Genomic DNA, 24,202 nt, shown 5'->3' on the forward strand with positions numbered 1-24,202 from the left:
CGGGGCGGCTTTTTTATTGACTTGGAACACCCCATCCTATTTACACCCCGATAGCTCTCAAAGAACAAAAACGGGTCAGGAAATGCTCGAAAAGACCTACGATTCCGCAGAAGTAGAACCGAGGATCGCCAAGGCCTGGGACGAGGCCGACGCTTTCCGCGCCGGCGTCAACGCCAAGCCGGGCGCGGAAACCTTCACGATCGTGATCCCGCCGCCGAACGTGACCGGTTCGCTGCATATGGGCCATGCGCTCAACAACACGCTGCAGGACATCATGATCCGCTTCGAGCGGATGCGCGGCAAGGACGTGCTGTGGCAGCCGGGCATGGACCATGCGGGCATCGCCACCCAGATGGTCGTCGAGCGCCAGTTGATGGAGCGCCAGCTTCCGGGACGCCGCGAAATGGGCCGCGAGGCCTTCGTCGACAAGATCTGGGAGTGGAAGGAAGAATCGGGCGGGCTGATCTTCAACCAGCTGAAGCGCCTCGGTGCTTCCTGTGACTGGTCGCGCGAACGTTTCACCATGGACGAGGGCCTGTCGGCCGCGGTCCTCGAAGTCTTCGTCACGCTCTACAAGCAGGGCCTGATCTACAAGGACAAACGCCTCGTCAACTGGGACCCGAAGCTGCTGACCGCGATCTCCGACCTCGAAGTCGAGCAACACGAGGTCAACGGCAATCTCTGGCACTTCCGCTATCCGCTTGAGGAAGGCGTCACCTACCAGTATCCGGTCACATTCGACGAAGACGGCAATGCGACCGAATTCGAGACGCGTGATTATATCGTCGTCGCGACGACGCGTCCGGAAACCATGCTCGGCGATACCGGCATTGCGGTGAACCCCGAGGACGAGCGCTACAAGGCCATCGTCGGCAAGCACGTCATCCTGCCGATCGTCGGTCGCAGGATCCCGATCGTCGCGGACGACTATGCCGATCCGACGGCTGGCACCGGTGCGGTCAAGATCACCCCCGCGCACGACTTCAACGACTTCGAGGTCGGCAAGCGAGCACGGCTGCGTGCCATCAACGTGATGAACGTCGACGGTACGATCACCATCAAGGACAACGAGGATTTCCTCGAAGGCCTCGATCATCCGGCAGCACTTCACGGCGCCTGGGATCGTCTCGAAGGCCAGGATCGCTTCACCGCCCGCAAGATCGTCGTCGAGATTTTCGAGGAAGCAGGCCTGCTCGACAAGGTCGAGCCGCACAAGCACATGGTGCCGCATGGCGATCGTGGCGGCGTGCCGATCGAGCCGAGGCTGACCGAACAATGGTATGTCGACGCCCACACCCTGGCGCAGCCGGCGATCGCTTCCGTCAAGGAAGGCCGCACCAAGTTCGTGCCCAAGAACTGGGACAAGACCTATTTCGAATGGATGGAGAACATCCAGCCCTGGTGCATATCGCGTCAGCTCTGGTGGGGACATCAGATCCCGGCCTGGTATGGCCCGGACGGCCAGGTCTTTGTCGAAAAAACCGAGGAAGAGGCGCTGCAGGCCGCCATTCAGCACTATCTTTCGCACGAAGGGCCGATGAAGGCTCTTGTCGAGGATCTCTTGGAGAATTTCAAACCGGGCGAGATCCTGACCCGCGACGAGGACGTGCTCGACACCTGGTTCTCTTCGGCGCTCTGGCCGTTCTCGACGCTTGGCTGGCCGGACCAGACCAGGGAGCTTGAGAAGTATTATCCGACCAGCGCATTGGTCACCGGTTTCGACATCATCTTCTTCTGGGTTGCCCGCATGATGATGATGGGCCTTCATTTCATGAAGGACGAGGATGGCAATCCGGTCGAGCCCTTCCACACCGTCTATGTCCATGCGCTCGTTCGCGACAAGAACGGTCAGAAGATGTCGAAGTCGAAGGGCAACGTCATCGATCCGCTCGACCTGATCGACGAATACGGCGCCGACGCCTTGCGCTTCACGCTGGCGATCATGGCGGCGCAGGGGCGTGATGTGAAGCTCGATCCGGCCCGCATCGCCGGTTACCGCAATTTCGGCACCAAGCTCTGGAACGCCACCCGCTTTGCCGAAATGAACGGCGTCAAGCGCGACCCGGCCTTCCTGCCGGAGGCAACGGCGCTGACCGTCAACCGCTGGATATTGACCGAACTTTCCGAAACCATCCGCGACGTAACCGAGGCGATCGAGACCCAGCGCTTCAACGAGGCTTCGGCTTCTCTCTACCGCTTCGTCTGGAACCAGGTCTGCGACTGGTATCTGGAACTCCTGAAGCCGATCTTCGCAAGCGAGGACGAGGGTGCCAAGGCGGAGGCCCAGGCCTGTGCGGCCTACGTGCTGGAAGAGACCTACAAGCTCCTGCATCCGTTCATGCCGTTCATGACGGAAGAACTCTGGGCCCACACCGAAACGCGCGACGGGCTGCTTTGCCACGCCGATTGGCCGGCGCCGGAATTCGCCGACCAGGCGGCTGCGGAAGAGATCAACTGGCTGGTCGACCTCGTCACGGGTCTGCGCTCGGCCCGCGCCGAGATGAACGTGCCGCCATCGGCCGTTGCGCCGCTGATCGTCGTCGGCGCCAACGAGCTGACCCAGGCGCGTCTGCGCCGTCACGAGGCGGCCGTCCGCCGGCTTGCGCGCGTGGAAACCATCGAACTTGCCGACGCAGCCCCGAAGGGTTCCGCCCAGATCGTCGTCGGCGAGGCGACCGCCTGCCTGCCGCTCGGCAACCTGATCGATCTCGTGGCCGAAAAGGCACGCATCGAGAAGGCGATCGGCAAGACCGAGGCCGAGATGGACCGCATCGGCAAGAAGCTGGCCAACGAAAAGTTCGTCGCCAATGCCGATCCCGAAGTGGTTGCTGCAGAGCGCGAACGCTTTGCCGAACTGGAAGTCCAGATGGCGAACCTGAAGACTGCTCTTCTGCGCATCAGCGAAGCCGGCTGACCGTCTTCATCGTGAATCAGTGGAAATAAGGGGTGCCGCGCCGGAAACGGGCGCGGCATTTCCTTTTCGCAACCATTTGTTGGCCCTGGGTCGCATGTGTGCAACTGCTCACTTGCAGAAAGCCGCATTGTTGCCACATTGACACAGATAGCCGGCTTAAAATAATAAAATTCTAATTTTAACGATCCAGTTAAGGGAGAAAGAGCAATTTTGTGCCGAAATCGGCATCAAAGCCCCGGTTCCTGGTTTGCTTACGTAAATCTATAGAGCGTTTGCGCCGCGAAGCGCCGGACAGCCGAAAGTTGTCAATTGGAGCGAACCATCTAGAGTGATTTCGGTCACTTACCAGGGAGTGGGAGAATTTATGGTAAGCAAACTAATCTCAAGGGGCGTCTTTGCTCTCGTAGCTGGATGCACCCTTCAGTCGCCTGCGCTCGCGGGTGGCATCGAGCGGGGCGGATACAATATCGATCTGCTTTTTGATCCGTCTTCGGTCGCGATCGAGTCCACGGCTACCTACGTGATGCCCCAGAGGAAACTCAAGAACGTCACGGACACAATCGCGGGGGATGGCGCGCTCAACACGTTGGGTTATTCCAGCTCCGTGGAGGAGACGGAGGACTACTGGTCTCCGCGTATCGGTGCCAAGGCGGGCTTCGAGGGGTTCGATTGCTTGGTCGATTACTCGCAGCCCTATGGCGCACATACCAATCCAGGCGCCCGTTGGGCCGGGGCAAACCAGAACATCGAGACAAAGATCAACAGCGACAACTACGCGCTGACCTGCTCCTACAAATTTGATGCCGGCAAGGGCGACTTGCGCGTTATCGGCGGCGGCAGCTATTTGCAAATGGACGGCTTCAAGGAGCGGCTAGTGCTGGCTCCTGGAGGACTGGCCGGAACTGGTGTTGGACGGCTTGATCTTGAAGGCGACGGCTGGGGCTGGCGTGCGGGGCTTGCCTATGAAATCCCGGAATACGCTTTCCGCGCAAGCCTGATGTACTATAGCCAAGTCAAGCTGAAGGATGTCACCGGCGAGGTCGATCTGACTGCGCTTTCGCCAGCCCTTGGGGTCGCGATCCCCGGCGCGGGCACGGTCATTCCGGTCGAAGGCTCTACCGCTATGCCGGAGGCTATCGAGCTCAAGCTGCAGTCTGGCATCGCTCCCGATTGGCTCGCGTTCGGATCGGTCAAATGGACCAATTGGAGCGTTTTGCAGCGGATCCCGTTCTACAATGCCGGCGGCGTGGAAGTTACCGCGCTTGAACTCGGATACCGGGACGGTTGGACGGTTACCGGCGGCGTAGGCCACAAGTTCAACGAACAATGGAGCGGCGCGGTCAGCCTCACCTGGGATCGCGGGACTTCGCAGGGCTTTGGCACCCTCACGGATACCTGGACCGTCGGCGCAGGTGTCGCCTACTCGCCGAACAAGAACGTCGAGATTCGTCTGGCCGGCGTGCTTGGCGTCCTGACCGGCGGCAGCTCAAGTGCCGTGACCATCAACGGCATTGCCGCTGGTGACGAAGCAACATACCGGTTTGGTGACGATCTGGTCGCTGCCCTCTCGACGTCTCTGAAGGTCAAATTCTGACTTCACTTGATTGAAGCTTGAAAGCCCGGTTGCGACCGGGCTTTTTTGTGGCGAATTTTAATTCAGATGAGAACAGTTTCGTCGTTTCTCTTGTGACGATTTAGCAACACTTTTTCGAGACTATTGTCGGGGGCCTTGAGAGGGGCGTTTCTGTCCACTTCCCGCCACAAACGGGGAGCAGCGATAGAGGAAGAACAGGCGCGGAACGCGGGGGCGCGGCGCGTAATTGGAGTATCATGGGCGGGTTTCTTTATGAAAAGCCGGGCTTTTTGCGCTCAGGCAGGCGGATTCTGATGCCGTCCTGTCCTGCCGCAATCGCTGCGGTTATGGGTCCTAGTCTTGCCGAAAACGGCGGCTACAGTTTCATTCGTCTCTCGGGAGGAGCAGGCACGGGATATTCCCGGACAAATCTTGTTCCGGCAGCGAGCGACGCTCGGGCTGCGGCGGGTAGTCGCGCGCGGAGTGAAAGAAACTGAACTATGTCGAAGTCTGATTTTGGATCCATGAGAGTATTGCTTCTTGGAGCGTCGCTCGCCTCGATTTTGGCGGGATCGGCTGCGGCCTTCGATATCAAGTCGGGCGTGACGAAGGAGTCTGGGCCGTTCGATCTCTTCAAGTTCGGCTTCAAGGCCTATAAGAACGGCCAGAAGGAAGATGCGGTCGAAGCCTATCGTTATGCCGCCGAAAAAGGCCATACCGGTTCGCGCTGGGCGCTTGCCAATATGTACGCCTATGGCGACGGCGTCGCGAAGGACGATTTCGAGGCCTTCAAGATCTATAACGAGATCGCGGCACAGGGCGTCGAACCCGGCTCGGAGGACACCGGCTTCTTCATCAACGCGCTTCTGTCGCTGGCCAACTATTATCGCCGCGGCATTCCCGGCAGCCCGGTCAGACCCGATCTTTCGCAGGCCCGCCAGCTCTATTTCCAGGCAGCATCCACGTTCGGCGTGGCAGAAGCCCAGTTTCAGCTGGCCCGGATGATCCTGGCCGGCGAGGGCGGTACCGCCAACATCCAGCAGGCGAAGAAATGGCTGAACCAGGCCCGCAAGAGCGGCCATCCGGGCGCCATGTCGGTTTTCGGCAACGTCCTTTTCCAGGAAGGCCAGACGGTGCGGGGGCTCGCCTTCATGACAGCAGCGCTCGACAAGTGCACCGCCAAGGAATGTATCTGGATGCAGCAATTGCAGGAACAGGCATTTTCCGTCGTCGGCGAAGAGGATCGCCGCGGTGCGGTCGCCCTGTCTCAGGAGTTTGCCAGAGGCGTCGAATAACCGACGCCTCGCCAATCTTTCGGGCGATCAGCCGAAATCGAACATGCCGATGACGGGCACATGGTCCGACGGCTTTTCCCAGGCCCGGACATGTTTCTCGATCGCCGTGGATTTCAGCCTGTCGGCGGCTTCCGCCGAGAGCAGGAGATGGTCGATGCGGATGCCGTTGTTCTTCTGCCAGGCGCCGGCCTGATAATCCCAGAAGGAATAGAGCTTGATCGCGTCGGTCGTGGCGCGTACAGCGTCGATAAGGCCTAGGTTTTCCAGGCGCCGGAAGGCGGCGCGGGTCTGCGGCAGGAACAGTGCGTCCGTCGCCCAAACCGCCGGATCGAAACAATCATGCGGCTCGGGAATGACGTTGTAGTCGCCGGCAAGGATCAGCGGCTCTTCAAGGAGAAGGCAGTTCTGCGCATGCTGGCGCAGCCGCTCCATCCAGGCCAGCTTGTAGGGGTACTTGACCGGATCGTCGGCTGGATTGCCGTTCGGCAGGTAGATCGAAGCAACGCGGATAGCGCCTCCCGGCACCGAAAAGACACCCTCGATATAACGCGACTGCTCGTCCGTCTGTCCGTCCGGGCCTTCGCCGCCGGGCAGGCCGCGCATCACTTCGTCGGGCCTGGTCTTCGACAGCAGCGCAACGCCGTTGAACCCTTTTTGGCCGTGGGTCTCGACATGATAGCCGAGCGCCTCGATCTCCAGCCGCGGGAAGGTCTCGTCGACGGATTTGATTTCCTGTAGGCAGACGATGTCCGGAGAGGAATCAGTCAGCCACTGGCGCAGGCTGTCGATACGCGCCTTGACGCCGTTGATGTTCCAGGTGGCGATCTTCATCGGCCCTTGCCTCCATGTTCGCTTCCTCTTTTAGCGAAAGAGGAAGCGTTGGGAAGGGCGAACTGCGCGGAAGGAAGGGTTATCAGATCGAGAAGCTGGTGCCGCAGCCGCAGCTGGCGACCGCGTTGGGGTTCTTGATCTGGAAGGACTGGCCGAGCAGGTTGTCGACGAAGTCGATCTCCGAACCCGCCATGTAGACGAGCGAGAGGCTGTCGATCAGCACCTTGGCATTGCCATTGGCGATCACCACGTCGTCGTCCGCGGGCGCTTCGGCAAGATCGAACTTGTAGGAGAAGCCCGAACAGCCGCCACCTTCGACCGAGACGCGCAGCGCCTGCTTGCCTGTCTCGTTGCCGACGATTTCGGCGATGCGCTTGGCCGCCGCATTCGAAAGAGTTACATTGGTTTCCATATTATCCGCCTCCTGCCGGGTTCAAGGCCCGGAGAGATTCCTGTCACCGGCATTGCGCACAGCTTCACTATAGGTATGAAGACGTGAACGGCACGTCAATGGGCGGCAGGCGGCGGATGAACAAACAGGTGACGGCATGACGATCGATACCAGGGCGCTGGGTTTCGGCAGTGGCGAACGGGCGGTCTACGCCGCCAACCCCTGGGCGTCGCGCGGACGTCTGTTTCCCGAGGATGGCAGCCTGACGCGCTCGGAATTCCAGCGCGACCGCGATCGCATCGTCCACACCACGGCATTCCGGCGGCTGAAGCACAAGACGCAGGTGTTCATCAGCCCCGACGGCGACCACTACCGCACCCGGCTGACCCACACGATCGAGGTGGCGCAGATCGCCCGCGCGCTTGCCCGCGCCCTGAAGCTCGACGAGGACCTCGCCGAGGGCGTGGCGCTGGTCCACGACTTCGGCCACACGCCGTTCGGCCATACGGGAGAAGACGCGCTTGACGAGATGCTGAAGCCCTATGGCGGTTTCGATCACAACGCCCAGTCGCTGCGCATCGTCACCAAGCTCGAACGCCGATATGCGGATTTCGACGGGCTCAATCTGACCTGGGAAAGCCTTGAAGGCCTCGTCAAGCACAATGGTCCGCTCCTGAGCGCCGCCGGCGAGGGGACGCGCGGTCCGGTGCCGCAGCCGATCCGCGACTATAGCGAACTGCACGACCTGGAACTTGCCAGCTATGCCAGCCTGGAAGCCCAGGTCGCCGCGATCGCCGACGACATCGCCTATAACACCCACGATATCGACGATGGGCTGCGTTCCGGTCTGCTGACCTTCGAGATGCTGGATGAGGTCCCGTTCCTCGCCAAGCTGATGACGGAGGTGAGGGCACGCTATCCGCACCTCGAACCGAGCCGTTTCGCCCACGAGATCATGCGCCGGCAGATCACCCACATGGTCGAGGACGTGATCGACGTCGCGCAGCGCAATCTCGGTAAGCTGGACCCTCAGAGCGCCGAAGACGTCCGTGCCGCCGGACATGTCATCGCCACGTTCTCGCAGGAGATGGCCGAGACCGACCGCTGCATCAAGAAGCTCCTGTTCTCGCGCATCTACCGGCATCCGGACATCATGCGCATCCGCGCCGGCGCCTCCCAGATCGTCTCCGACCTGTTCGGCGCCTATATGAATGACCCGTCGCTGATGCGCAGCCACTATTGGGTCAATCACATTGCCGGGCTCGGCGAGACGGCGAGGGCGCGTCACGTGGGCGATTATCTCGCCGGGATGACCGATACGTTCGCAATCAAGGCGCATGGCGAGCTGTTTGACCACACTCCGGATTTACGCTAGGCACCGCCACCAATGACACTGGCCAGCAAGGGTCCTCGGGCAAGTCTCGGGGATGATTGAACATGAATCTTTTTGCCGACTTCGAAACAAGAATTAAGAACGCTTTGGAAGGCCTTGATATCATCAAGGAAAAGCGAAGCGAGATTGATTTTGGCCGTATCGCAGTCGAACCGCCGCGGGACCAGAGCCACGGCGATGTGGCGACCAATGCCGCCATGGTTCTGGCAAAGCCGCTTGGCACCAATCCGCGTGCGCTTGCCGATATCATCGCCGAAGCGCTGCGTTCCGATGCCGATGTCAGCGAGGTTTCGGTGGCCGGCCCCGGGTTCATCAACATCCGGCTTGGTGCGCCTTACTGGCAGCGCCTGCTCGCATCGATCATTGCCGAGGGCACGGATTACGGCCGCTCCAAGGTCGGTGCGGAGAAGAAGGCGAATGTCGAATACGTCTCGGCCAACCCCACCGGCCCGATGCATGTCGGCCATTGCCGCGGTGCGGTGGTGGGGGATGCGCTGGCGAACCTGATGGAGTTTGCCGGCTACGATGTGACCAAGGAATACTACATCAACGATGCCGGCAGCCAGATCGACGTTCTGGCCCGCTCGGTCTTCCTGCGTTACCGCGAGGCTCTCGGAGAGACGATCGGCGAAATCCCCTCGGGTCTTTATCCGGGCGACTATCTCGTGCCAGTCGGGCAGGCCCTGGCGGCGGAATACGGTCCCCGCCTGCACAACATGCCGGAAGACGCCTGGATGCCGATCGTCAAGGACACGGCGATCGATGCGATGATGGCGCTGATCCGCGACGATCTCGAAGCACTCAACGTCCATCACGACGTCTTCTATTCGGAGCGGGCATTGCACGCCAATGGCGCGCAAAGCATCCGCCAGGCGATCAACGACCTCACCTTCAAGGGGCACGTCTACAAGGGCACGCTGCCGCCGCCGAAGGGCCAGTTGCCGGAAGACTGGGAGGATCGCGAGCAGACGCTGTTCCGCTCCACCGAGGTGGGCGACGATATGGATCGGCCGCTGATCAAGTCGGACGGCAGCTATACTTACTTTGCGGCGGACGTTGCCTACTTCAAGGACAAGTTCGATCGTGGTTACGACGAGATGATCTATGTGCTCGGCGCCGACCATGGCGGCTACGTCAAACGCCTGGAAGCGGTTGCGCGCGCCGTCTCCGGCGGCAAGGCGAAGCTCACCGTGCTCCTTTGCCAGCTCGTCAAGCTGTACCGTAACGGCGAGCCGGTGAAGATGTCGAAGCGTTCCGGCAACTTCGTGACGCTTCGCGAAGTGGTCGACGAGGTCGGCCGCGACGCGGTGCGTTTCATGATGCTCTACAGGAAGAGTTCCGAGCCGCTCGATTTCGACTTCGCCAAGGTGACCGAACAGTCGAAGGACAATCCGGTCTTCTACGTGCAGTACGCCCATGCGCGCTGCTCGTCGGTGTTCCGGCAGGCAAAGGAAGCGTTTCCGGGTCTCGATTTCGACTCGCTCGACCTCAAAGGTTCGACCAGCCTGATCAACGATCCGAACGAGATGCAGCTGGTTGCCAAACTTGCGGAATACCCCAGGATTGTTGAGGCTGCGGCGCAGGCGCAGGAGCCTCATCGGCTTGCTTTTTACCTCTATGATCTGGCAAGTTTCTTCCATGCGCATTGGAATAAGGGTAAAGAACAACCGGAATTACGCTTTGTTAACGATAAAAACCGAGAATTGAGTATTGCCAGGCTTGGGCTGGTGCATGCTGTCGCCTCTGTTTTGAAGTCAGGACTTGGGATCACGGGCACTGCGGCACCGGAAGAAATGCGGTAGATATCGCCACCATTTCCCCACATTGCACTGGCATATGCGTTGTAATGTAGGTGAGTGGACGAGGTAATGGCCGATAACAACCTTGCGCGTAGCCGGAATGATTTGCCGGACTTCTTTGCCGATGATGACCCGCTGGCTGAACTCGCCCGCATCGTAGGCTACGACGATCTCCCCGTCGCTGCCAGGCCTGGATCATCTTCCGCCGATACTTCATCGACTGCGCGGCAGGAGCCGGCGTTCAATCTTGAAGACGAGCTTCTTCAGGAATTCGAACGGTATGACACGCCGCATCTCGACCCCATTCACGATATCGCGCTTGACGATGTCCCTCAGCATTTCGCCGCCCCGCCGGTAGAGCCTGAGGAGTTGGAGTTCGTTCCCGCCGAAGCTGCCGCGGTAGAAGTGCCGCAGGCCGATAGCGCCATCAGTGAGCGCGCTGACATTTTCGGCGACGAGGAGCCTCCGTTGGCGGTTGATGCCGTTGACGCGAGTGTTGCTGCGGAACCGGTATTCGAGCCGGCTGTCGAATCCGCGCGCATGGAGCCCATTTTCGATCTGCCCGATTTCCCCGCTGCAGGCTCGATGTCGCCCGCCGCGTCGGCAGAAGACCCCGCGGAGGAATTCGATCTCGCTGCGGAGCTGGAAAACTCGATCGCGGCCGAGTCCGAGGCGGCGTTCGACCCGGAAGGTACGTTGGAGCCCGAAGCGAGATTCGAGCCGGAAGTCCGGTTCGTACATCAGGCGACATTCGAACCTGAGGCAGCCCCCGAGCCTGAGGCGGCGTTTGAGCCTGAAGCAAATTTGGAACCCGAAGCGAAGTTTGAGCCGAAGACGGAGAGGGGCAAAGGCGCCTACATTCCCGGCTTCCGGATGCCGCTCAGCAATTTCAGCGTGGCACGAGACGTCGCAGCGGCCTCCGCACAGGCGGCTGTAGCCGCTTCTCAAGCGACCGCATCTGCATCGAACGAATATGCGTTCGAGCCTCCGGTCCTGAACGATATCCCGAGCCCGAAGATCGAGCCGGCACCGGCCGCCGAGCCGCCGGCCCAGGAACCGCAGCCGGCGCCCGTCGCCGCTGCGCCGCAAAAGGATAGGTTCTCCGCGCTCGACGAACTGATCTACGACGTCCAGCGCTATACGCTGCCGACATCCCACGGGCAGCCGCTCGCGAAGCCCGAGCCGGCCGTGACGCAGACCGTCGCATCTGTCGCGCCGTCGGCGCCCTCTGTTGTCGATGCGCCGGTTGCCAAATCCCCGGTTGCCGAACCGAGTCCTCTGGATGAGACGGATCCGTTCTCCGACGAGGAGTTCGAGTTGGCGCTCGATGGTCTCGAACTCGACCTTGCCGAGATCGTCGTCGAAGAGGCGCAGGCACATCCGGTTCAGGCACCGTTTCCGGCGCCAGCCCCTGTGAAAGCCGAGCCTGCACCTGCTGCTGCTCCTTCCACGGCGCCGGTCGCGCGCGTTGCACCCGTCACCGCTGCGGCGACACCGGTCGTGGAGACGCAGGTTGCAGAAGAGCCGGAATCGATTGCCGACCTGCCGTTCGATCCGGCCCAGATTGCCGATTCGGAAGATCAGGTGGAGGCGATCGCCGAACTCGACGTACCGTCGTTACCGGCAGAAGAGCCGGAACAGCCGCCGGCCTATCGTCCCGATTACGAACTCGACATCGATGCCGAGCTTGCGACGCTTTTGGCCGCGCCCGCCAAGCCGGCCTCGGCTCAGGCACGCAAGCCGGAAATCGATATCGCGCCGAGGGGCCGGCAGGCTGCCGCCGAAGCCGCCCGTTCGCCGAACTATACGGATCTCGACGACTTCGAGCGGGCTCTGGAAGAGGATTTCCGCCGCAGCCTGACGACCCCGCTGCCGGCTGCCGAGCACGAGGAACTGCATTATTCCGACGCTGACTACGTCGCGACCGTCGAGAACGCCCGCCGTTCCGTCCGCAGCTGGGCTGTGCCGCTGGTCCTTGCCGGGGTTGTGATCCTCGGAGGTGCCGGCGCCTACGCGTTCTTCGGCAGCAGCGTTTCGGGTGTCGTATCGGGCGGCGAACCGGTCATCATTGCCGCCGATAACGAACCGATCAAGATTGCGCCGGAAAATCCGGGCGGCAAGACTGTCCCCAACCAGGACAAGGCGGTCTACGACCGTGTCGCCGGCGTTTCGCCGAAAGATCCGAAGCAGCGCACCCTGATCTCCTCCAACGAGGAGCCCATCGACGTCGTGCAGAAGACCCTGATGCCTGATACGCTGCCGCTCGAAGGCGAGAACGATATCGAGCCGACCGATGTCGGCGAGACGGAGGATCCACGCCTCCTGCCGCAGGATCGGACCGCGCAAAACAATACCGCTGCTGAGCAGCAGCCGGTGACCGTCATGCCGCGCAAGGTCAAGACGATGATCGTCCGCCCCGACGGCAAGCTGGTCGAGCAGGAAATCGCAGCCCCGGCGCTTGCCGCGCCGGAAACTGCCAAGCTGCCCGCCGCCGGCGCAAAGCCGGTTGAAACGGCCGCTGCTTTCCCCGAGAAGGTTCCGGCTTCCGTGCCGGCGACACCGGTCCGTACGCAACCCCAACCGGCTAACTCGAATGCCGGCGCTGGCGGTATCCTTCCGGTCTCGACACCTGCCAATCCGGCCGCGCCGGCCGAACACGTCAACGTGGTGAGAACGAACCCGGTCACGCCGGCCGTCGCAGCCGCTCCCGCCCAGCCGACCCCGGCTGCCGCGGCGCCTGGTCCTGCTCCTGCTGCCGCACAGGCTCCGGCGCCCGTCGCTCCGGTTCAGGCCTCTGCACCGGCGGCGAGGGCTCCGGTTCCGATCGCACGTCCGGCCGAGCAGCCGGTCAACGTGGTCGCTGCGGTTACCGATCAGGGCAACGTCCGTGCACCGGCACAGCCGGCGGCGGTAGCCGCTCCGGGTTCCGCCTCGAACCAGGTCGCTTCGCTGGGGTCCGGTGACTATGTGATCCAGATCGCCTCGCTGCCGTCCCAGGCGGAAGCACAAAAATCCTACCAGAGCCTGTCGGCCAAGTTCGGCAACGTCATCGGCGGCCGCGGCGTCGATATCAAGTCTGCCGAGATCGCCGGCAAAGGCACGTTCTACCGCGTCCGCATTCCGGCCGGCAGCAAGAACGATGCCGTGGCGCTCTGCGAACGCTATCGCGCCGCCGGAGGCACCTGCCTGGTCGGCCGGTAAGCGCCGAAAAAACGAAGAAATCGGACGGGGCGCCTGGGCGCCCCGTTTTTCGTTGGCCCTCCAATGATCTAAGATCGGACCATGAGCGAATCAAAAGCAATGATCCTGGGCTCCAGCGGCCCGACCCTCACCGCCGACGAAGTGGCGCTTTACCGGGATGAACGGCCCTGGGGCTTCATCCTGTTTGCCCGCAATTGCGTCGAGCCGGCGCAGATCACCGATCTCGTCGCGTCCATGCGCGATGCCATCGGCCGGTCGGATGCGCCGGTGCTGATCGACCAGGAGGGCGGCCGCGTCCAGCGCATCCGCCCGCCGATGATCGAGCGTTATCCTTCGGCCGCCGTGCTCGGCGAGCTTTACCGCCGCGATCGCGAAAAGGGCCTGCGGGCGGCGTGGCTGATGTCGCGCCTGCATGCCTTCGACCTGATGAAATTCGGCATCAATGTCGATTGCTTGCCGGTGCTCGACGTGCCGATCGAAGGGGCGAGCAACGTCATCGGCGATCGCGCCTATGGGTTCGATCCGAAGACGGTTGCCGAAATGGGCCAGGCGGCTGCCGACGGCCTCAAGGCGGGCGGCATGCTGCCGGTCATGAAGCATATTCCGGGTCACGGCCGCGGCATGGCCGACAGCCATCACGAACTGCCGGTGGTCACCGTCTCACGCGCAGATCTGGAAGCGCACGACCTCCTGCCCTTCGTCGCCATGAAGAATGAGCTGATGGCGATGAGCGCCCATATCGTCTTCACCGCCATCGACCCGGATGAGCCGGCGACCATTTCGCGCAAGGTGATCGACGAAATCATCCGTGGCCATATCGGCTTCGACGGGCTGCTGATGTCGGACGACACGTCGATGAATGCCCTGAAGGGCACGATCGGCGAGCGTGCGGCAAGAATCGTTGGGGGCGGTTGCGATATTGTCTTGCATTGCAACGGCGTGATGGACGAAATGAAGTCCGTCGTGAAGGAAGCGATGCCGCTTGGCGGGAAAGCGCTGCGGCGTGCGAAGGCGGTGGAAGCGGCCTTCGGCCGGGGCGATGGCTTGAGCGAGGAGGCGGTCCGCGCGGAGTTCCAGGGTCTTCTCGCCGTCTCCTGACGGCTGTCGACAGCAAGAGGTTGGGGAATGGCAACGACGACATCGCAGAACGCCATTCCGATGGACAAGTTGTGGCAGGATGCCGGCGCCGAACGTGCGACGGACGATCCGGCACTTGTCATCGATGTCAGCGGTTTCGAAGGTCCGCTCGACCTGCTGCTTCATCTGGCCCGCACCCAGAAGGTCGATCTCGCCCGCATCTCCGTTCTGGCACTGGTCGAGCAATATCTGTTGTTCATTGATAGCGCCCGGCGGGTCCGTATCGAGCTTGCCGCCGATTATCTCGTCATGGCCGCCTGGCTCGCCTATCTCAAGTCGAAGTTGCTTATTCCGCAGCAGGCCAAGGGCGACGACGGCCCGAGCGGCGAAGAACTGGCAGCGACGCTCGCTTTCCGCCTGAAGCGCCTCGAGGCGATGCGCGAGTCGGCGACCCGGCTGGTCAACCGCAATCGCCTCGGCCGCGACGTCTTTGCCCGCGGCGCGCCGGAACATATCCCGCATCGCGTCGAATCCGCCTATGACGCGACGCTTTACGATCTTCTCTCCGCCTATGCGAACCTGCGCCAGCGCACCGCCGTCACCCAGGTGACGATCGAGAGGCGCAAGGTCTGGTCGCTGGTCGATGCCCGCGAACTGCTGACCCGCATGCTCGGCGAGATCGTCGACTGGACGGCGCTACAGCACTATCTCTTGCCCTATCTGCCGCCGGAGGATCGCGTCACGGCAACCGCCAGTGCCTTTGCGGCGTCGCTCGAACTGGTGCGCGAAGGCAAGCTCGAAATCCGTCAGGACGGCGCCTTCCAGCCGATCTTTATGCGCAAGGGAACCGGACCGCAGCTGCCCGCTCCGTCACAGCCCGCCCCACCACAGCCCGCCAAGGGAGGCGTTGATTGACGCCGCAAGAGGACGACGATCTGCCGATCGCTGCGGAAGAAGAGGCGGAGCTCCCATCCTTCTCGTCGGCGGAAGTCGAGCGGATCGCGGAAGCGCTGGTCTTCGCCTCGGCCGAGCCGGTCTCTGAGGCGTTTCTGGCCGAGCGCCTGCCGCGCGGCACCAACGTAAATGCGGTCATGCAGGGACTGGCGGAGGTCTATGCGCCGCGCGGCGTCAATCTGATCCGGACCGGCGACCGCTGGGCCTTCCGCACCGCCGCCGATCTCTCCTTCGTCATCCGTAACGAAGACAACGAGACGAAGAAGCTGTCGCGTGCCGCACTCGAAGTGCTGGCCATCATTGCCTATCACCAGCCCGTCACCCGCGCCGAGATCGAGGAGATTCGCGGTGTGCAGACGTCCAGGGGCACGCTGGACGTGCTGATGGAAGCGGGCTGGGTCCGCTTCCGCGGCCGCCGCCGCACGCCGGGACGGCCGGTGACGCTCGCCACGACGCCTGATTTCCTCGACCATTTCGGCCTGGAGGAACTGCGCGATCTTCCCGGTCTCGAAGAATTGAAGGGCGCCGGTCTGCTTTCCGGCCGCATCCCGCCGGGCTTTGCGATACCCGTCCCGCTCAATGTCGACGATCTTTCCGAGGACGAGGACCCGATCACGCAACTCGACCTCGAGGAACTTGGCCTCCTGACGCCGGGCGGCGAAGCGGAAGAGTGATTTCGCCGGAGCGGTCGCGCCCTCGGGACGCGTCGGTCTGTCGCACCTCACGCTCCCTGCGGCAGACATGGCGTCACGTGGCTCACGCGGGCTCCTGATGCAGGTCATTTTTTGACGGAAGAGCCCTTTTCCGGCCTCGTTTCTCGGCTAGAGGAGATTATCCGAGCCGAACCGCCGGCGACCCTGGTGAGAGTGTCGCGACGGCGATCACAGTCAGCCACGATGCCGAAGAAGCGATGCGGGTGGCAGACCAATCGCACTTTTTGAAGGATGTCCTTCAGGTGCAGGTCGATAGATCGGACGGGTGCTATCGTTCACCTTCTCATTTGTCGTCGCTCGTTTCCTCATGGAAATCAGCTGGTTCGGCGATGTGGTGAAAGACGCCGCGCTTGTTATGCCGCCCACAATCGTGACCGCCGGTGGCTTCGGCCGCGGTCCGGCTGGACAGTGTGGTAGCGTGCCCGAAGGCGCGCAGCTTGCGGCGGGAATCCTGTGGGGAGGTTCCCCTCGGCGGCCTGGAATCCCAGAAGTTCGCGGTTCGCGGGGCCAGTCAGCCGGGCAGTGACGGATCCGCGCCGACGAGTTGTCGTGCAGGGTTAAGGACGTCTCGATAAGGTGTCCACTGACGACATTTTGGTGTTTGAAAAAGCATCATAAAGAGCTTACATCGATGAAACGGTACTAATGGAGTTGGACTTATGGGTTCTTTCAGTGTGTGGCATTGGCTGATCGTTCTGGTCATCGTGCTCGTTCTCTTTGGACGCGGCAAGATTCCGGAACTGATGGGCGATTTCGCCAAGGGCATCAAGAGCTTCAAGAAGGGCATGAGCGACGAGGACGCCCCGGAGGCGAACGGCGCGACGACCACGACGAAGACCGTTGATCTCAAGGCTGAAGAGGCCAAGGAAACCACCCGGTCGTAATGGCCGAGTGGCGGGTTCCAGGAGCCTCGTTGAATGTTAGATATCGGCTGGACCGAGCTTCTCGTCATTGCGATCGTGTTGATCGTCGTGGTTGGTCCGAAGGATTTGCCGCCCATGCTCAGGGCCTTTGGCAAGATGACGACCAATCTGCGCAAGATGGCCGGGGATTTCCGCTCGCAATTCGACGAGGCGCTGAAGGAGTCGGAACTCGACGACGTGCGCAAGACGATTTCGGATGCGCAGCGGCTGAACCCGACGAACGCGCTGAGGGATGCGATCAACCCGCTCCGGCAGATGGGTCAGGAAATCCGCGCCGACCTGCAGAAGGCGACGCAGATGCCGACGCCGGCCGTAGCCGAGACCGATATCGAGGCCCAGCAGGCTGTCGAGGGCACGTCGAGCATCGACGCCGCTCCGGAGGTTCCCGCAAACTTCCCGTCGGCAGCGCCTCCATCTTCGACACCTGCGCCAGTCCCGGCTCCGGCCCAGTCCGCGCCTGCCTCACCTGAGGCAGCGGCTGCGGCAACCGTCGTGGAAAAGCCGAAGCCGGTCCGCAAGACCGCCGCCAGGGCAAAACCCGTCGTCGAGACCGCCGCGGCTCCGGTTGCCCCGGCCGCTATTGTCGAAAAACCGAAACGCCCTCGCGCGGCGGCAAAACCGGCGCCTGTTGCCCAGGCTGTGGATGAGGCGATCGCCAAGGCTCCGGCCCGCAAGCGCACGCCGAAAAAGGCCGATACCCCGAAGGACGACGCATGAGCGGTGATATCGAAGACAAGCCGCAGCCGCTCATCGAGCATCTGATGGAACTGCGCACCCGGCTGATGTGGTCGATCGGCGCCTTTTTCGTCGCGTTTGTCGTCTGCTTCTTCTTCGCCAAGCAGCTCTTCAACCTGCTTGTCGTTCCTTACAAATGGGCTGTCCTCTGGGCCGGCCTCGATCTTGCCAAGTCCGAGCTGATTTACACCGCGCCGCAGGAATTCTTCTTCACCCAGGTGAAGGTGGCGATGTTCGGGGCGCTGGTGATCGCCTTCCCGGTGATCGCGTCGCAGATCTACAAGTTCGTGGCGCCTGGGCTTTACAAGAACGAGCGGGCTGCCTTCCTGCCGTTCCTGGTCGCTTCGCCGGTCCTCTTCCTGATGGGCGGCGCGCTGGTCTATTTCTTCTTCACTCCCATGGTCATGTGGTTCTTCCTCGCCATGCAGCAGGCGCCGACCGAAGGTGAAGTCGGCATCTCGCTTCTGCCGCGGGTCTCGGAATATCTGAGCCTGATCATGACGCTGGTCCTGTCTTTCGGGCTGGTATTCCAGCTTCCGGTCGTCACCACGCTGCTCGCCCGCGTCGGCATCCTCTCCAGCGACTGGCTGCGGGAGAAGCGCAAATACGCGATCGTGCTGGCCTTCGTGGTCGCAGCCGTGCTGACCCCGCCCGATCCGATGTCCCAGATCGGTCTTGCACTGCCGACCATCCTTCTCTACGAGATTTCCATCTACGCCGCGCGACTCGTCGAGCGCAAACGTGCCGAGGACAAGCTTTCTGAGCAGGAACCTTCGGATGTTGCGGAGACGGACAAGGCCTGAAGCCTTCCGGCCTGCCTTGCGAGTCCGCGACGTTCCGCTCTAAAGGCAAGGCAAGATGCTCGATATCAAGTGGATCCGTGAAAACGAAGGGGCTTTGGATGCGGCGCTCAGCAAGCGCGGCGCAGAGCCCATGGCGGCAACCCTCCTGGCGCTGGACGACAAGCGCCGTTCCGTCATCCAGAAGCTTCAGGACATGCAGTCCCGCCGTAACGCCGCCTCCAAGGAGATCGGCATTGCACTCGGACAGAAGAATTCCGAGCTCGCCGAAAGGCTGAAGGCCGAAGTCGGGTCGATCAAGGACACGATGCCGCTTGCCGAGCAGGAAGAGCGCGAGGCCGTTGCGGCCCTCGAAGACGCCCTGTCGCGCATCCCGAACGTGCCCTTCGACGACGTACCGGTCGGCAAGGACGAACACGACAACGTGGTCAAGCACGTCGTCGGCGAAAAGCCGCGCTGGAACCATGCTGCCAAGGAGCACTACGAGATCGGCGAAGCGCTCGGAATGATGGATTTCGAACGCGCCACGAAACTCTCCGGCTCGCGTTTCACGGTCCTGACCGGCCAGCTCGCCAGGCTTGAGCGGGCCCTCGGCCAGTTCATGATCGACATGCACACGACGGAGCACGGATATACGGAAGTCTCTTCGCCGCTGATGGTGAAGGGGGACGCCATGTACGGCACCGGCCAGTTGCCGAAGTTCGAGGAAGACCTCTTCAAGACGACGGATGGCCGTTACCTGATCCCGACGGCGGAAGTGACGCTCACCAACCTCGTTGCCGGGGAAATGCTGGAACAGGAAAAGCTGCCGCTGCGCTTCACGGCGCTGACGCCGTCCTTCCGTTCGGAAGCCGGTTCCGCCGGTCGCGATACCCGCGGCATGCTGCGCCAGCACCAGTTCTGGAAGTGCGAACTCGTGTCGATCACCGATCAGGAAAGCTCGGTCGCCGAGCACGAACGGATGACCGAATGCGCCGAGAACATGCTGAAGCGCCTCGGCCTGCATTTCCGCACCATGACGCTCTGCACCGGCGATATGGGTTTTGGCGCACGCAAGACTTATGACATCGAAGTCTGGCTGCCGGGTCAGGATACCTATCGTGAAATCTCGTCCTGCTCCGTCTGCGGCGATTTCCAGGGGCGTCGCATGAATGCGCGCTATCGAGCCAAGGACGACAAGGCGCTGAAGTTCGTTCACACGCTGAACGGCTCGGGCGTCGCGGTCGGCCGCTGCCTGATCGCAGTCATGGAAAATTACCTGAACGAGGACGGTTCGGTCACAATTCCGGACGCGCTTCTGCCGTATATGGGTGGCCTGACCAAGATCGAGCGGGCGGCCTGATGCGGATACTCCTGACCAATGACGACGGCATTCACGCCGAGGGCCTCGCCGTTCTCGAGCGCATAGCCCGGAAACTTTCGGACGACGTCTGGATCGTCGCGCCGGAAACCGACCAGAGCGGCCTTGCCCACTCGCTGACGCTCTCCGAGCCGCTCCGTCTGCGCAAGGTTGGCGACAAGCACTTTGCGTTGCGCGGAACGCCGACCGATTGCGTTATCATGGGTATCCGCGAAATCCTGCCTGAAAGGCCGGACCTGGTACTTTCCGGCGTCAACGACGGCGCCAACATGGCCGATGACGTCACCTATTCCGGCACCATCGCCGGCGCCATCGAAGGCACGCTGCAGGGCGTGCGCTCGTTTTCATTGAGCCAGGCCGTACGCCGCGAGAACGGTCGTTATGCGCCGTGGGAAGTTGCCGAATCCTATGCCCCGGACCTCATCCGCAAGCTGATCGACGTGGACCTGCCGGACGGCACTTTCCTCAATCTGAACTTCCCGAACTGCGAACCTGCCGACGTGCAGGGCGTCGAAGTGACGTCGCAGGGAAAGCTCGATTTCGGCCTGACGATCGACGCCCGCAATGACGGCCGAGGTCTGCCTTATTACTGGCTGCGATTCGGCGAACGGAAAGGGCATTTCCGCGAGGGCACCGATATTCAGGCGCTCAAGGAAAACAAGATCTCCGTAACGCCGCTGAAACTGGACCTGACCGATCATTCGGTTCAGGATCGTGTGGCGAAGGCACTGGGATTTGGAGCTGCCGATTGAAATCGGGCATGGTCGAAAAAGAGGGTTTTGCGGCGCTGGTGCTGCGCCTCAGGTCGGAAGGCATTTCCGACCTCGATCTGCTGACCGCTGTTGAACAGACGCCGCGCTCGCAGTTCGTGCCGCTATCGCTTGCCGAGGACGCCTATTCCAGCCGTACCGTGCCGATCGACTGCGGCTCCTTCATGGAAGGCGCGGATCTCGCCGTGCGCTTGCTGCATCGCCTTCAGGTCAAGCCCGGCCATAGGGTGCTCGAAATCGGCACGGGCAGCGGTTTCACTGCTGCCGTCATAGCCCGCATTGCCGAGCGGGTGCTGACCGTCGAGCGGTATCGCACCCTGGTCACCGCTGCCCACGGCCGCATGGATGTGCTGGGGCTGCGCAATGTCGTCGTGCGCCAGGCGGACGGCGGCAACGGCATGCCGGGCGAGGGCACTTTCGACCGCATTTTCGTCACGGCCGCCTTTTCTTCGCTGCCGCGATTCTATGCCGAGCAACTCACGCATGGCGGTTCGATGGTCGCGCCGCTCACCGACGGCGAGTCCTGCATGATGGTGCGCCTCACCAAGACCGGCAGCCGATTCGAGCGGGAGGATCTGTTCCCGGTGCCTTTTTTGCCGATCGTTCCGCATATCGCGGCGGCGCTCTAGGCCGTTTGTTCCATGCCGCGACGGCGTTTCGGCCGTCATGGTTATCAATTTCCCTAAAATTTTAGGACAATGCCTGCCCTTTAACGGTGCAGTAAGACTAACGCGCTTTAATGACTCTCACGATGGTGGCGTATCTGTAAGCGAGTCATGCGTATGAAGAGTTCTCCGAAATTCGGAAAATCCGTAATCAAATTTGCTGTCGCGGCACTGCTTGCCAGCGCTGCGACAGGGTGCAGTTCGGACGCGACCCGTTTCTCGGGGCTCTTTTCGAAATCCGACAACATAACGACGGCGTCCATTCCGCAGCGACAGGGTGGCGGGGCTTATGGCCGTGCACCGACCCCGCAGGCAGATCTCGGCTCCGGCCAGGCTCAGGCGCTGCCGCCGATCCCGCAGAACGACTACGGCTCGCGCAACGCAGCCATGGCTCAGCCCTATCCGGGCAATTCCGGCGGCTACACCTCTCCGGCGCGCACCGCATCCGCTCCCGTTGCTGTGCAGCGAACCGAACTCGCAGCTCCGACTGGCGCCACGGCGCAGCGTAGCGCCGCCCCGATCGGCCGCGATACGGCTCGCCAGGAGGCGCTCGCCCAGCCATTCCCGGGCCGCCAGCCGGCTGCCAACACGCTTGTCGCTCCGTCCGCTTCGACGCTGAAGGCCGACAATGTCGTCACCGGCACGACCCCGAAGCCGATGTCCGGCTGGTCCACGGTCAACGCTCCCAAGGTGACGCTGAAGCCCGGTGAAACGGTTTCGACGCTTTCCAAGCGTTACGGCGTTCCGGAAAAGGAAATCCTGAAGGCAAACGGCGGCGCCGTTGCTGCCGGCCAGTCCGTCCTTATCCCGACCTTCGGTACGGCGCAGAATTCGGCGAAAAACGCCGCCGGCACGATCGACCTCCAGAACAAGGGTCCGGCGCCTGCCCGGGAGCCCGATCAGAAACTCGCCGTCCTGCCGACCCCGGCGCGTGACAAGGCGATGGCCGAACCAGCCAAGCTGACGCCTCCGGGCGGCAAGCCGGTCGGCGGCACCTACGTGGTCAAGCCGGGCGACACGATCACCAAGATCGCCCGTGAAACCGGCACGCCGGTCGATCAGCTGAAGGCCGCCAACAACCTGACATCGGGCGGCGTCCGCATCGGCCAGACGCTGAAGGTGGCAAACGGCGCGGCCGCTCCGGCAGCCGATCCGGTCAAGACGGCATCCATTCCGCAGAAGCCGGTCGAAAAGGCCGCAGCCGCGGCCCCGAAGCCGGCTGCCGCAGCTGCACCTGCCCAGGTTGCCCAGGTGTCTGTGGCACCGGCCGCAGCCAAGGCTGCCGTCGATAACGCATCGGTCGCCGACGTCGAAAAGAAGTCGGACACCGCTTCCGTGGCGCCCCAGTCTACCGGCATCGGCAAGTATCGCTGGCCGGTCAACGGCGCGGTCATCGCCGGCTACGGCCAGAACGTCGACGGCAACCGCAATGACGGCATCGACATCTCGGTTCCGGAAGGCACGCCGATCAAGGCGGCTGAAAACGGCGTTGTCATCTATGCGGGCAACGGCCTGAAGCAGCTCGGCAACACGGTTCTCGTCCGTCACGACGACGGCAAGGTCACCGTCTACGGCCATGCCGGCAGCATCAACGTCACGCGCGGGCAGAAGATCACCCGCGGCCAGACGGTCGCCGCCTCCGGCATGAGCGGCGACGCGAAACGCCCGCAGGTCCATTTCGAAGTCCGCAAGGACGCGACCCCGGTCAACCCGATTACCTTCCTTGAATAAGTAGTGCGTTTCAGGGGACGGAGAAAAGCCCGGCAGTGCCGGGCTTTTTGCGTTCTCAGTGCTTTTCCAGGTTTCAATCTCGGGAGAGTGGCTTCCTCAGCCGCCCGCCAAGATCCTGGATATATTGCCAGGCGACGCGGCCTGAACGCCCGCCGCGGGTGGTCGCCCATTCGAGCGCCTCGTGGTGCAGCGTCTGCTGGTCGAGGCCAAGCTCGAAATACTCGGCATATCCGTCGATCATCGTCAGGTAGTCGTCCTGGCTGCATTTGTGGAAGCCGAGCCACAGGCCGAACCGATCCGACAGCGACACCTTTTCCTCGACAGCCTCGGACGGGTTGATCGCCGTCGACTGCTCGTTCTCCATCATATGGCGCGGCAGGAGATGGCGGCGGTTGGATGTCGCGTAGAACAGAACGTTGTCGGGCCGGCCTTCGATGCCGCCGTCGAGTGCCGCCTTTAGTGATTTGTAGGCGGTATCGTCATGATCGAACGAGAGATCGTCGCAGAAGACGATGACGCGCTGGCCGGAAGCCTTGAGGATATCGAGCAGGGCAGGGAGCGAGGCGATATCCTCGCGGTGCACTTCGACGAGTTTCAGCAAGATCGCAGTCGCGGCGCGCACGTCCTCGTGCACGGCCTTGACCAGCGAGGACTTGCCCATGCCGCGGGCGCCCCAGAGCAGCACGTTGTTGGCTGCAAAGCCTTCAGCAAACCGCAGAGTGTTTTCGTGCAGGATATCGCGGACATGGTCGACGCCCCGGATCAGCGTCAGGGCGACGCGGTTCGGACGCGGCACCGGTTGAAGGCGCTGGTTGGCCGGTACCCAGACGAAGCAGTCGGCAGCGTTCCAGTCGTTGATGGCGGGTGGAGGACCGGCGAGCCGCTCCAGCGCATCCGCAAGCCTGCGGATCTCGGTCAGGATCAGGGTATTGATGTCGTTGCTCATGGTATTTCTCCGGTCGCGTCGGCGAGTTTTTGAGCCTTTTGGCTGCGGTAACATGCTCGTTAGTGCATCAAAAGCCTGAGAGCCGTGGATTCGGTACGCCGGCTGGCGTGTTTCTGTTGCATTCCGGCCTA

At 62.2% G+C, this 24,202-nt stretch carries 19 protein-coding genes; 16 read left to right on the forward strand and 3 right to left on the reverse strand.

What is annotated here, in order from left to right:
- Positions 1–82: 82 nt before the first annotated feature.
- The 3 genes from ACSQ3G_RS06775 (at position 83) to exoR (ending at position 5,782) form a co-directional block, all read left to right on the forward strand.
- The gene (locus ACSQ3G_RS06775) at positions 83–2,914 is read left to right on the forward strand and encodes a valine--tRNA ligase (RefSeq protein ID WP_436109478.1); all 2,832 of its coding nucleotides are present in this window, start codon (positions 83–85) and stop codon (positions 2,912–2,914) included.
- 364 nt (positions 2,915–3,278) lie between these two features.
- Positions 3,279–4,508 (forward strand): OmpP1/FadL family transporter, encoded by a 1,230-nt coding sequence (locus ACSQ3G_RS06780; RefSeq protein ID WP_436109479.1) that lies wholly within the window; start codon positions 3,279–3,281, stop codon positions 4,506–4,508.
- A gap of 479 nt (positions 4,509–4,987) precedes the next feature.
- Positions 4,988–5,782 (forward strand): exopolysaccharide production regulator ExoR, encoded by a 795-nt coding sequence (gene exoR / locus ACSQ3G_RS06785; RefSeq protein WP_046636889.1) that lies wholly within the window; start codon positions 4,988–4,990, stop codon positions 5,780–5,782.
- A gap of 27 nt (positions 5,783–5,809) precedes the next feature.
- On the opposite strand, the gene xth is transcribed toward exoR, so the two are convergent.
- Positions 5,810–6,613, reverse strand: coding sequence for an exodeoxyribonuclease III (xth, locus tag ACSQ3G_RS06790; RefSeq protein WP_436109480.1), 804 nt, complete (start codon positions 6,611–6,613; stop codon positions 5,810–5,812).
- Between the two features lie 82 nt (positions 6,614–6,695).
- Complete coding sequence (erpA, locus tag ACSQ3G_RS06795; protein ID WP_436109481.1) at positions 6,696–7,025, reverse strand: iron-sulfur cluster insertion protein ErpA; 330 nt, start codon at positions 7,023–7,025, stop codon at positions 6,696–6,698.
- Between the two features lie 136 nt (positions 7,026–7,161).
- Between erpA and ACSQ3G_RS06800 the strand changes: the two genes are divergently transcribed.
- From ACSQ3G_RS06800 to ACSQ3G_RS06860, 13 genes are all read left to right on the forward strand, one after another.
- On the forward strand, positions 7,162–8,379 hold the full coding sequence (locus ACSQ3G_RS06800) for a deoxyguanosinetriphosphate triphosphohydrolase (RefSeq protein ID WP_436109482.1): 1,218 nt from the start codon (positions 7,162–7,164) through the stop codon (positions 8,377–8,379).
- A 62-nt stretch (positions 8,380–8,441) separates the two neighbouring features.
- On the forward strand, positions 8,442–10,199 hold the full coding sequence (gene argS, locus ACSQ3G_RS06805) for an arginine--tRNA ligase (protein WP_105401176.1): 1,758 nt from the start codon (positions 8,442–8,444) through the stop codon (positions 10,197–10,199).
- Between the two features lie 66 nt (positions 10,200–10,265).
- Positions 10,266–13,397: an SPOR domain-containing protein gene (locus ACSQ3G_RS06810; protein ID WP_436109483.1), complete on the forward strand. Its 3,132-nt coding sequence runs from the start codon at positions 10,266–10,268 to the stop codon at positions 13,395–13,397.
- An 81-nt stretch (positions 13,398–13,478) separates the two neighbouring features.
- Positions 13,479–14,495, forward strand: a complete 1,017-nt coding sequence (nagZ, locus tag ACSQ3G_RS06815) for a beta-N-acetylhexosaminidase (RefSeq protein ID WP_436109484.1) — start codon at positions 13,479–13,481, stop codon at positions 14,493–14,495.
- A 60-nt stretch (positions 14,496–14,555) separates the two neighbouring features.
- Positions 14,556–15,389, forward strand: coding sequence for a segregation and condensation protein A (locus tag ACSQ3G_RS06820; protein WP_436111677.1), 834 nt, complete (start codon positions 14,556–14,558; stop codon positions 15,387–15,389).
- 20 nt (positions 15,390–15,409) lie between these two features.
- Complete coding sequence (gene scpB, locus ACSQ3G_RS06825) at positions 15,410–16,102, forward strand: SMC-Scp complex subunit ScpB (RefSeq protein ID WP_436111678.1); 693 nt, start codon at positions 15,410–15,412, stop codon at positions 16,100–16,102.
- A 698-nt stretch (positions 16,103–16,800) separates the two neighbouring features.
- Positions 16,801–17,025, forward strand: coding sequence for a twin-arginine translocase TatA/TatE family subunit (locus ACSQ3G_RS06830; protein ID WP_037084545.1), 225 nt, complete (start codon positions 16,801–16,803; stop codon positions 17,023–17,025).
- 33 nt (positions 17,026–17,058) lie between these two features.
- Positions 17,059–17,781: a Sec-independent protein translocase protein TatB gene (gene tatB / locus ACSQ3G_RS06835; protein ID WP_436109485.1), complete on the forward strand. Its 723-nt coding sequence runs from the start codon at positions 17,059–17,061 to the stop codon at positions 17,779–17,781.
- Complete coding sequence (tatC, locus tag ACSQ3G_RS06840; protein ID WP_046608994.1) at positions 17,778–18,602, forward strand: twin-arginine translocase subunit TatC; 825 nt, start codon at positions 17,778–17,780, stop codon at positions 18,600–18,602. The genes tatB and tatC overlap by 4 nt, the downstream gene beginning before the upstream one ends.
- 55 nt (positions 18,603–18,657) lie before the next feature.
- Positions 18,658–19,941, forward strand: coding sequence for a serine--tRNA ligase (gene serS / locus ACSQ3G_RS06845; protein WP_105401182.1), 1,284 nt, complete (start codon positions 18,658–18,660; stop codon positions 19,939–19,941).
- On the forward strand, positions 19,941–20,711 hold the full coding sequence (surE, locus tag ACSQ3G_RS06850) for a 5'/3'-nucleotidase SurE (protein ID WP_436109486.1): 771 nt from the start codon (positions 19,941–19,943) through the stop codon (positions 20,709–20,711). The genes serS and surE overlap by 1 nt, the downstream gene beginning before the upstream one ends.
- Before the next feature lie 8 nt (positions 20,712–20,719).
- Positions 20,720–21,358: a protein-L-isoaspartate(D-aspartate) O-methyltransferase gene (locus ACSQ3G_RS06855; protein ID WP_436109487.1), complete on the forward strand. Its 639-nt coding sequence runs from the start codon at positions 20,720–20,722 to the stop codon at positions 21,356–21,358.
- A 147-nt stretch (positions 21,359–21,505) separates the two neighbouring features.
- A complete protein-coding gene (locus tag ACSQ3G_RS06860; protein WP_436109488.1) occupies positions 21,506–23,125 on the forward strand; it encodes a peptidoglycan DD-metalloendopeptidase family protein in 1,620 nt (539 codons plus the stop codon).
- A gap of 73 nt (positions 23,126–23,198) precedes the next feature.
- Here the strand turns inward: ACSQ3G_RS06860 and ACSQ3G_RS06865 are convergent, their stop codons facing one another.
- Positions 23,199–24,071 carry an ATP-binding protein gene (locus tag ACSQ3G_RS06865; RefSeq protein WP_436109489.1) on the reverse strand — a complete coding sequence of 291 codons (873 nt, stop codon included), beginning with the start codon at positions 24,069–24,071 and terminating at the stop codon, positions 23,199–23,201.
- Between the last annotated feature and the right edge of the window lie 131 nt (positions 24,072–24,202).

The organism is Neorhizobium tomejilense, from assembly GCF_964254135.1.
Taxonomy (GTDB): Bacteria; Pseudomonadota; Alphaproteobacteria; order Rhizobiales; family Rhizobiaceae; genus Neorhizobium; species Neorhizobium tomejilense.

What these genes read in the sequence shown, in the direction of transcription:
- ACSQ3G_RS06810 (WP_436109483.1), top strand. Translation starts at nt 10,266, where the DNA reads ATGGCCGATAACAACCTTGCGCGTAGCCGGAATGATTTGCCGGACTTC.
- nagZ (WP_436109484.1), top strand. Translation starts at nt 13,479, where the DNA reads ATGAGCGAATCAAAAGCAATGATCCTGGGCTCCAGCGGCCCGACCCTC.
- ACSQ3G_RS06860 (WP_436109488.1), top strand. Translation starts at nt 21,506, where the DNA reads ATGCGTATGAAGAGTTCTCCGAAATTCGGAAAATCCGTAATCAAATTT.
- ACSQ3G_RS06820 (WP_436111677.1), top strand. Translation starts at nt 14,556, where the DNA reads ATGGACAAGTTGTGGCAGGATGCCGGCGCCGAACGTGCGACGGACGAT.
- ACSQ3G_RS06830 (WP_037084545.1), top strand. Translation starts at nt 16,801, where the DNA reads ATGGGTTCTTTCAGTGTGTGGCATTGGCTGATCGTTCTGGTCATCGTG.
- ACSQ3G_RS06775 (WP_436109478.1), top strand. Translation starts at nt 83, where the DNA reads ATGCTCGAAAAGACCTACGATTCCGCAGAAGTAGAACCGAGGATCGCC.
- ACSQ3G_RS06855 (WP_436109487.1), top strand. Translation starts at nt 20,720, where the DNA reads ATGGTCGAAAAAGAGGGTTTTGCGGCGCTGGTGCTGCGCCTCAGGTCG.
- surE (WP_436109486.1), top strand. Translation starts at nt 19,941, where the DNA reads ATGCGGATACTCCTGACCAATGACGACGGCATTCACGCCGAGGGCCTC.
- ACSQ3G_RS06800 (WP_436109482.1), top strand. Translation starts at nt 7,162, where the DNA reads ATGACGATCGATACCAGGGCGCTGGGTTTCGGCAGTGGCGAACGGGCG.
- ACSQ3G_RS06865 (WP_436109489.1), bottom strand. Translation starts at nt 24,071, where the DNA reads ATGAGCAACGACATCAATACCCTGATCCTGACCGAGATCCGCAGGCTT.
- ACSQ3G_RS06780 (WP_436109479.1), top strand. Translation starts at nt 3,279, where the DNA reads ATGGTAAGCAAACTAATCTCAAGGGGCGTCTTTGCTCTCGTAGCTGGA.
- erpA (WP_436109481.1), bottom strand. Translation starts at nt 7,025, where the DNA reads ATGGAAACCAATGTAACTCTTTCGAATGCGGCGGCCAAGCGCATCGCC.
- tatB (WP_436109485.1), top strand. Translation starts at nt 17,059, where the DNA reads ATGTTAGATATCGGCTGGACCGAGCTTCTCGTCATTGCGATCGTGTTG.
- serS (WP_105401182.1), top strand. Translation starts at nt 18,658, where the DNA reads ATGCTCGATATCAAGTGGATCCGTGAAAACGAAGGGGCTTTGGATGCG.
- exoR (WP_046636889.1), top strand. Translation starts at nt 4,988, where the DNA reads ATGTCGAAGTCTGATTTTGGATCCATGAGAGTATTGCTTCTTGGAGCG.
- argS (WP_105401176.1), top strand. Translation starts at nt 8,442, where the DNA reads ATGAATCTTTTTGCCGACTTCGAAACAAGAATTAAGAACGCTTTGGAA.
- xth (WP_436109480.1), bottom strand. Translation starts at nt 6,613, where the DNA reads ATGAAGATCGCCACCTGGAACATCAACGGCGTCAAGGCGCGTATCGAC.
- tatC (WP_046608994.1), top strand. Translation starts at nt 17,778, where the DNA reads ATGAGCGGTGATATCGAAGACAAGCCGCAGCCGCTCATCGAGCATCTG.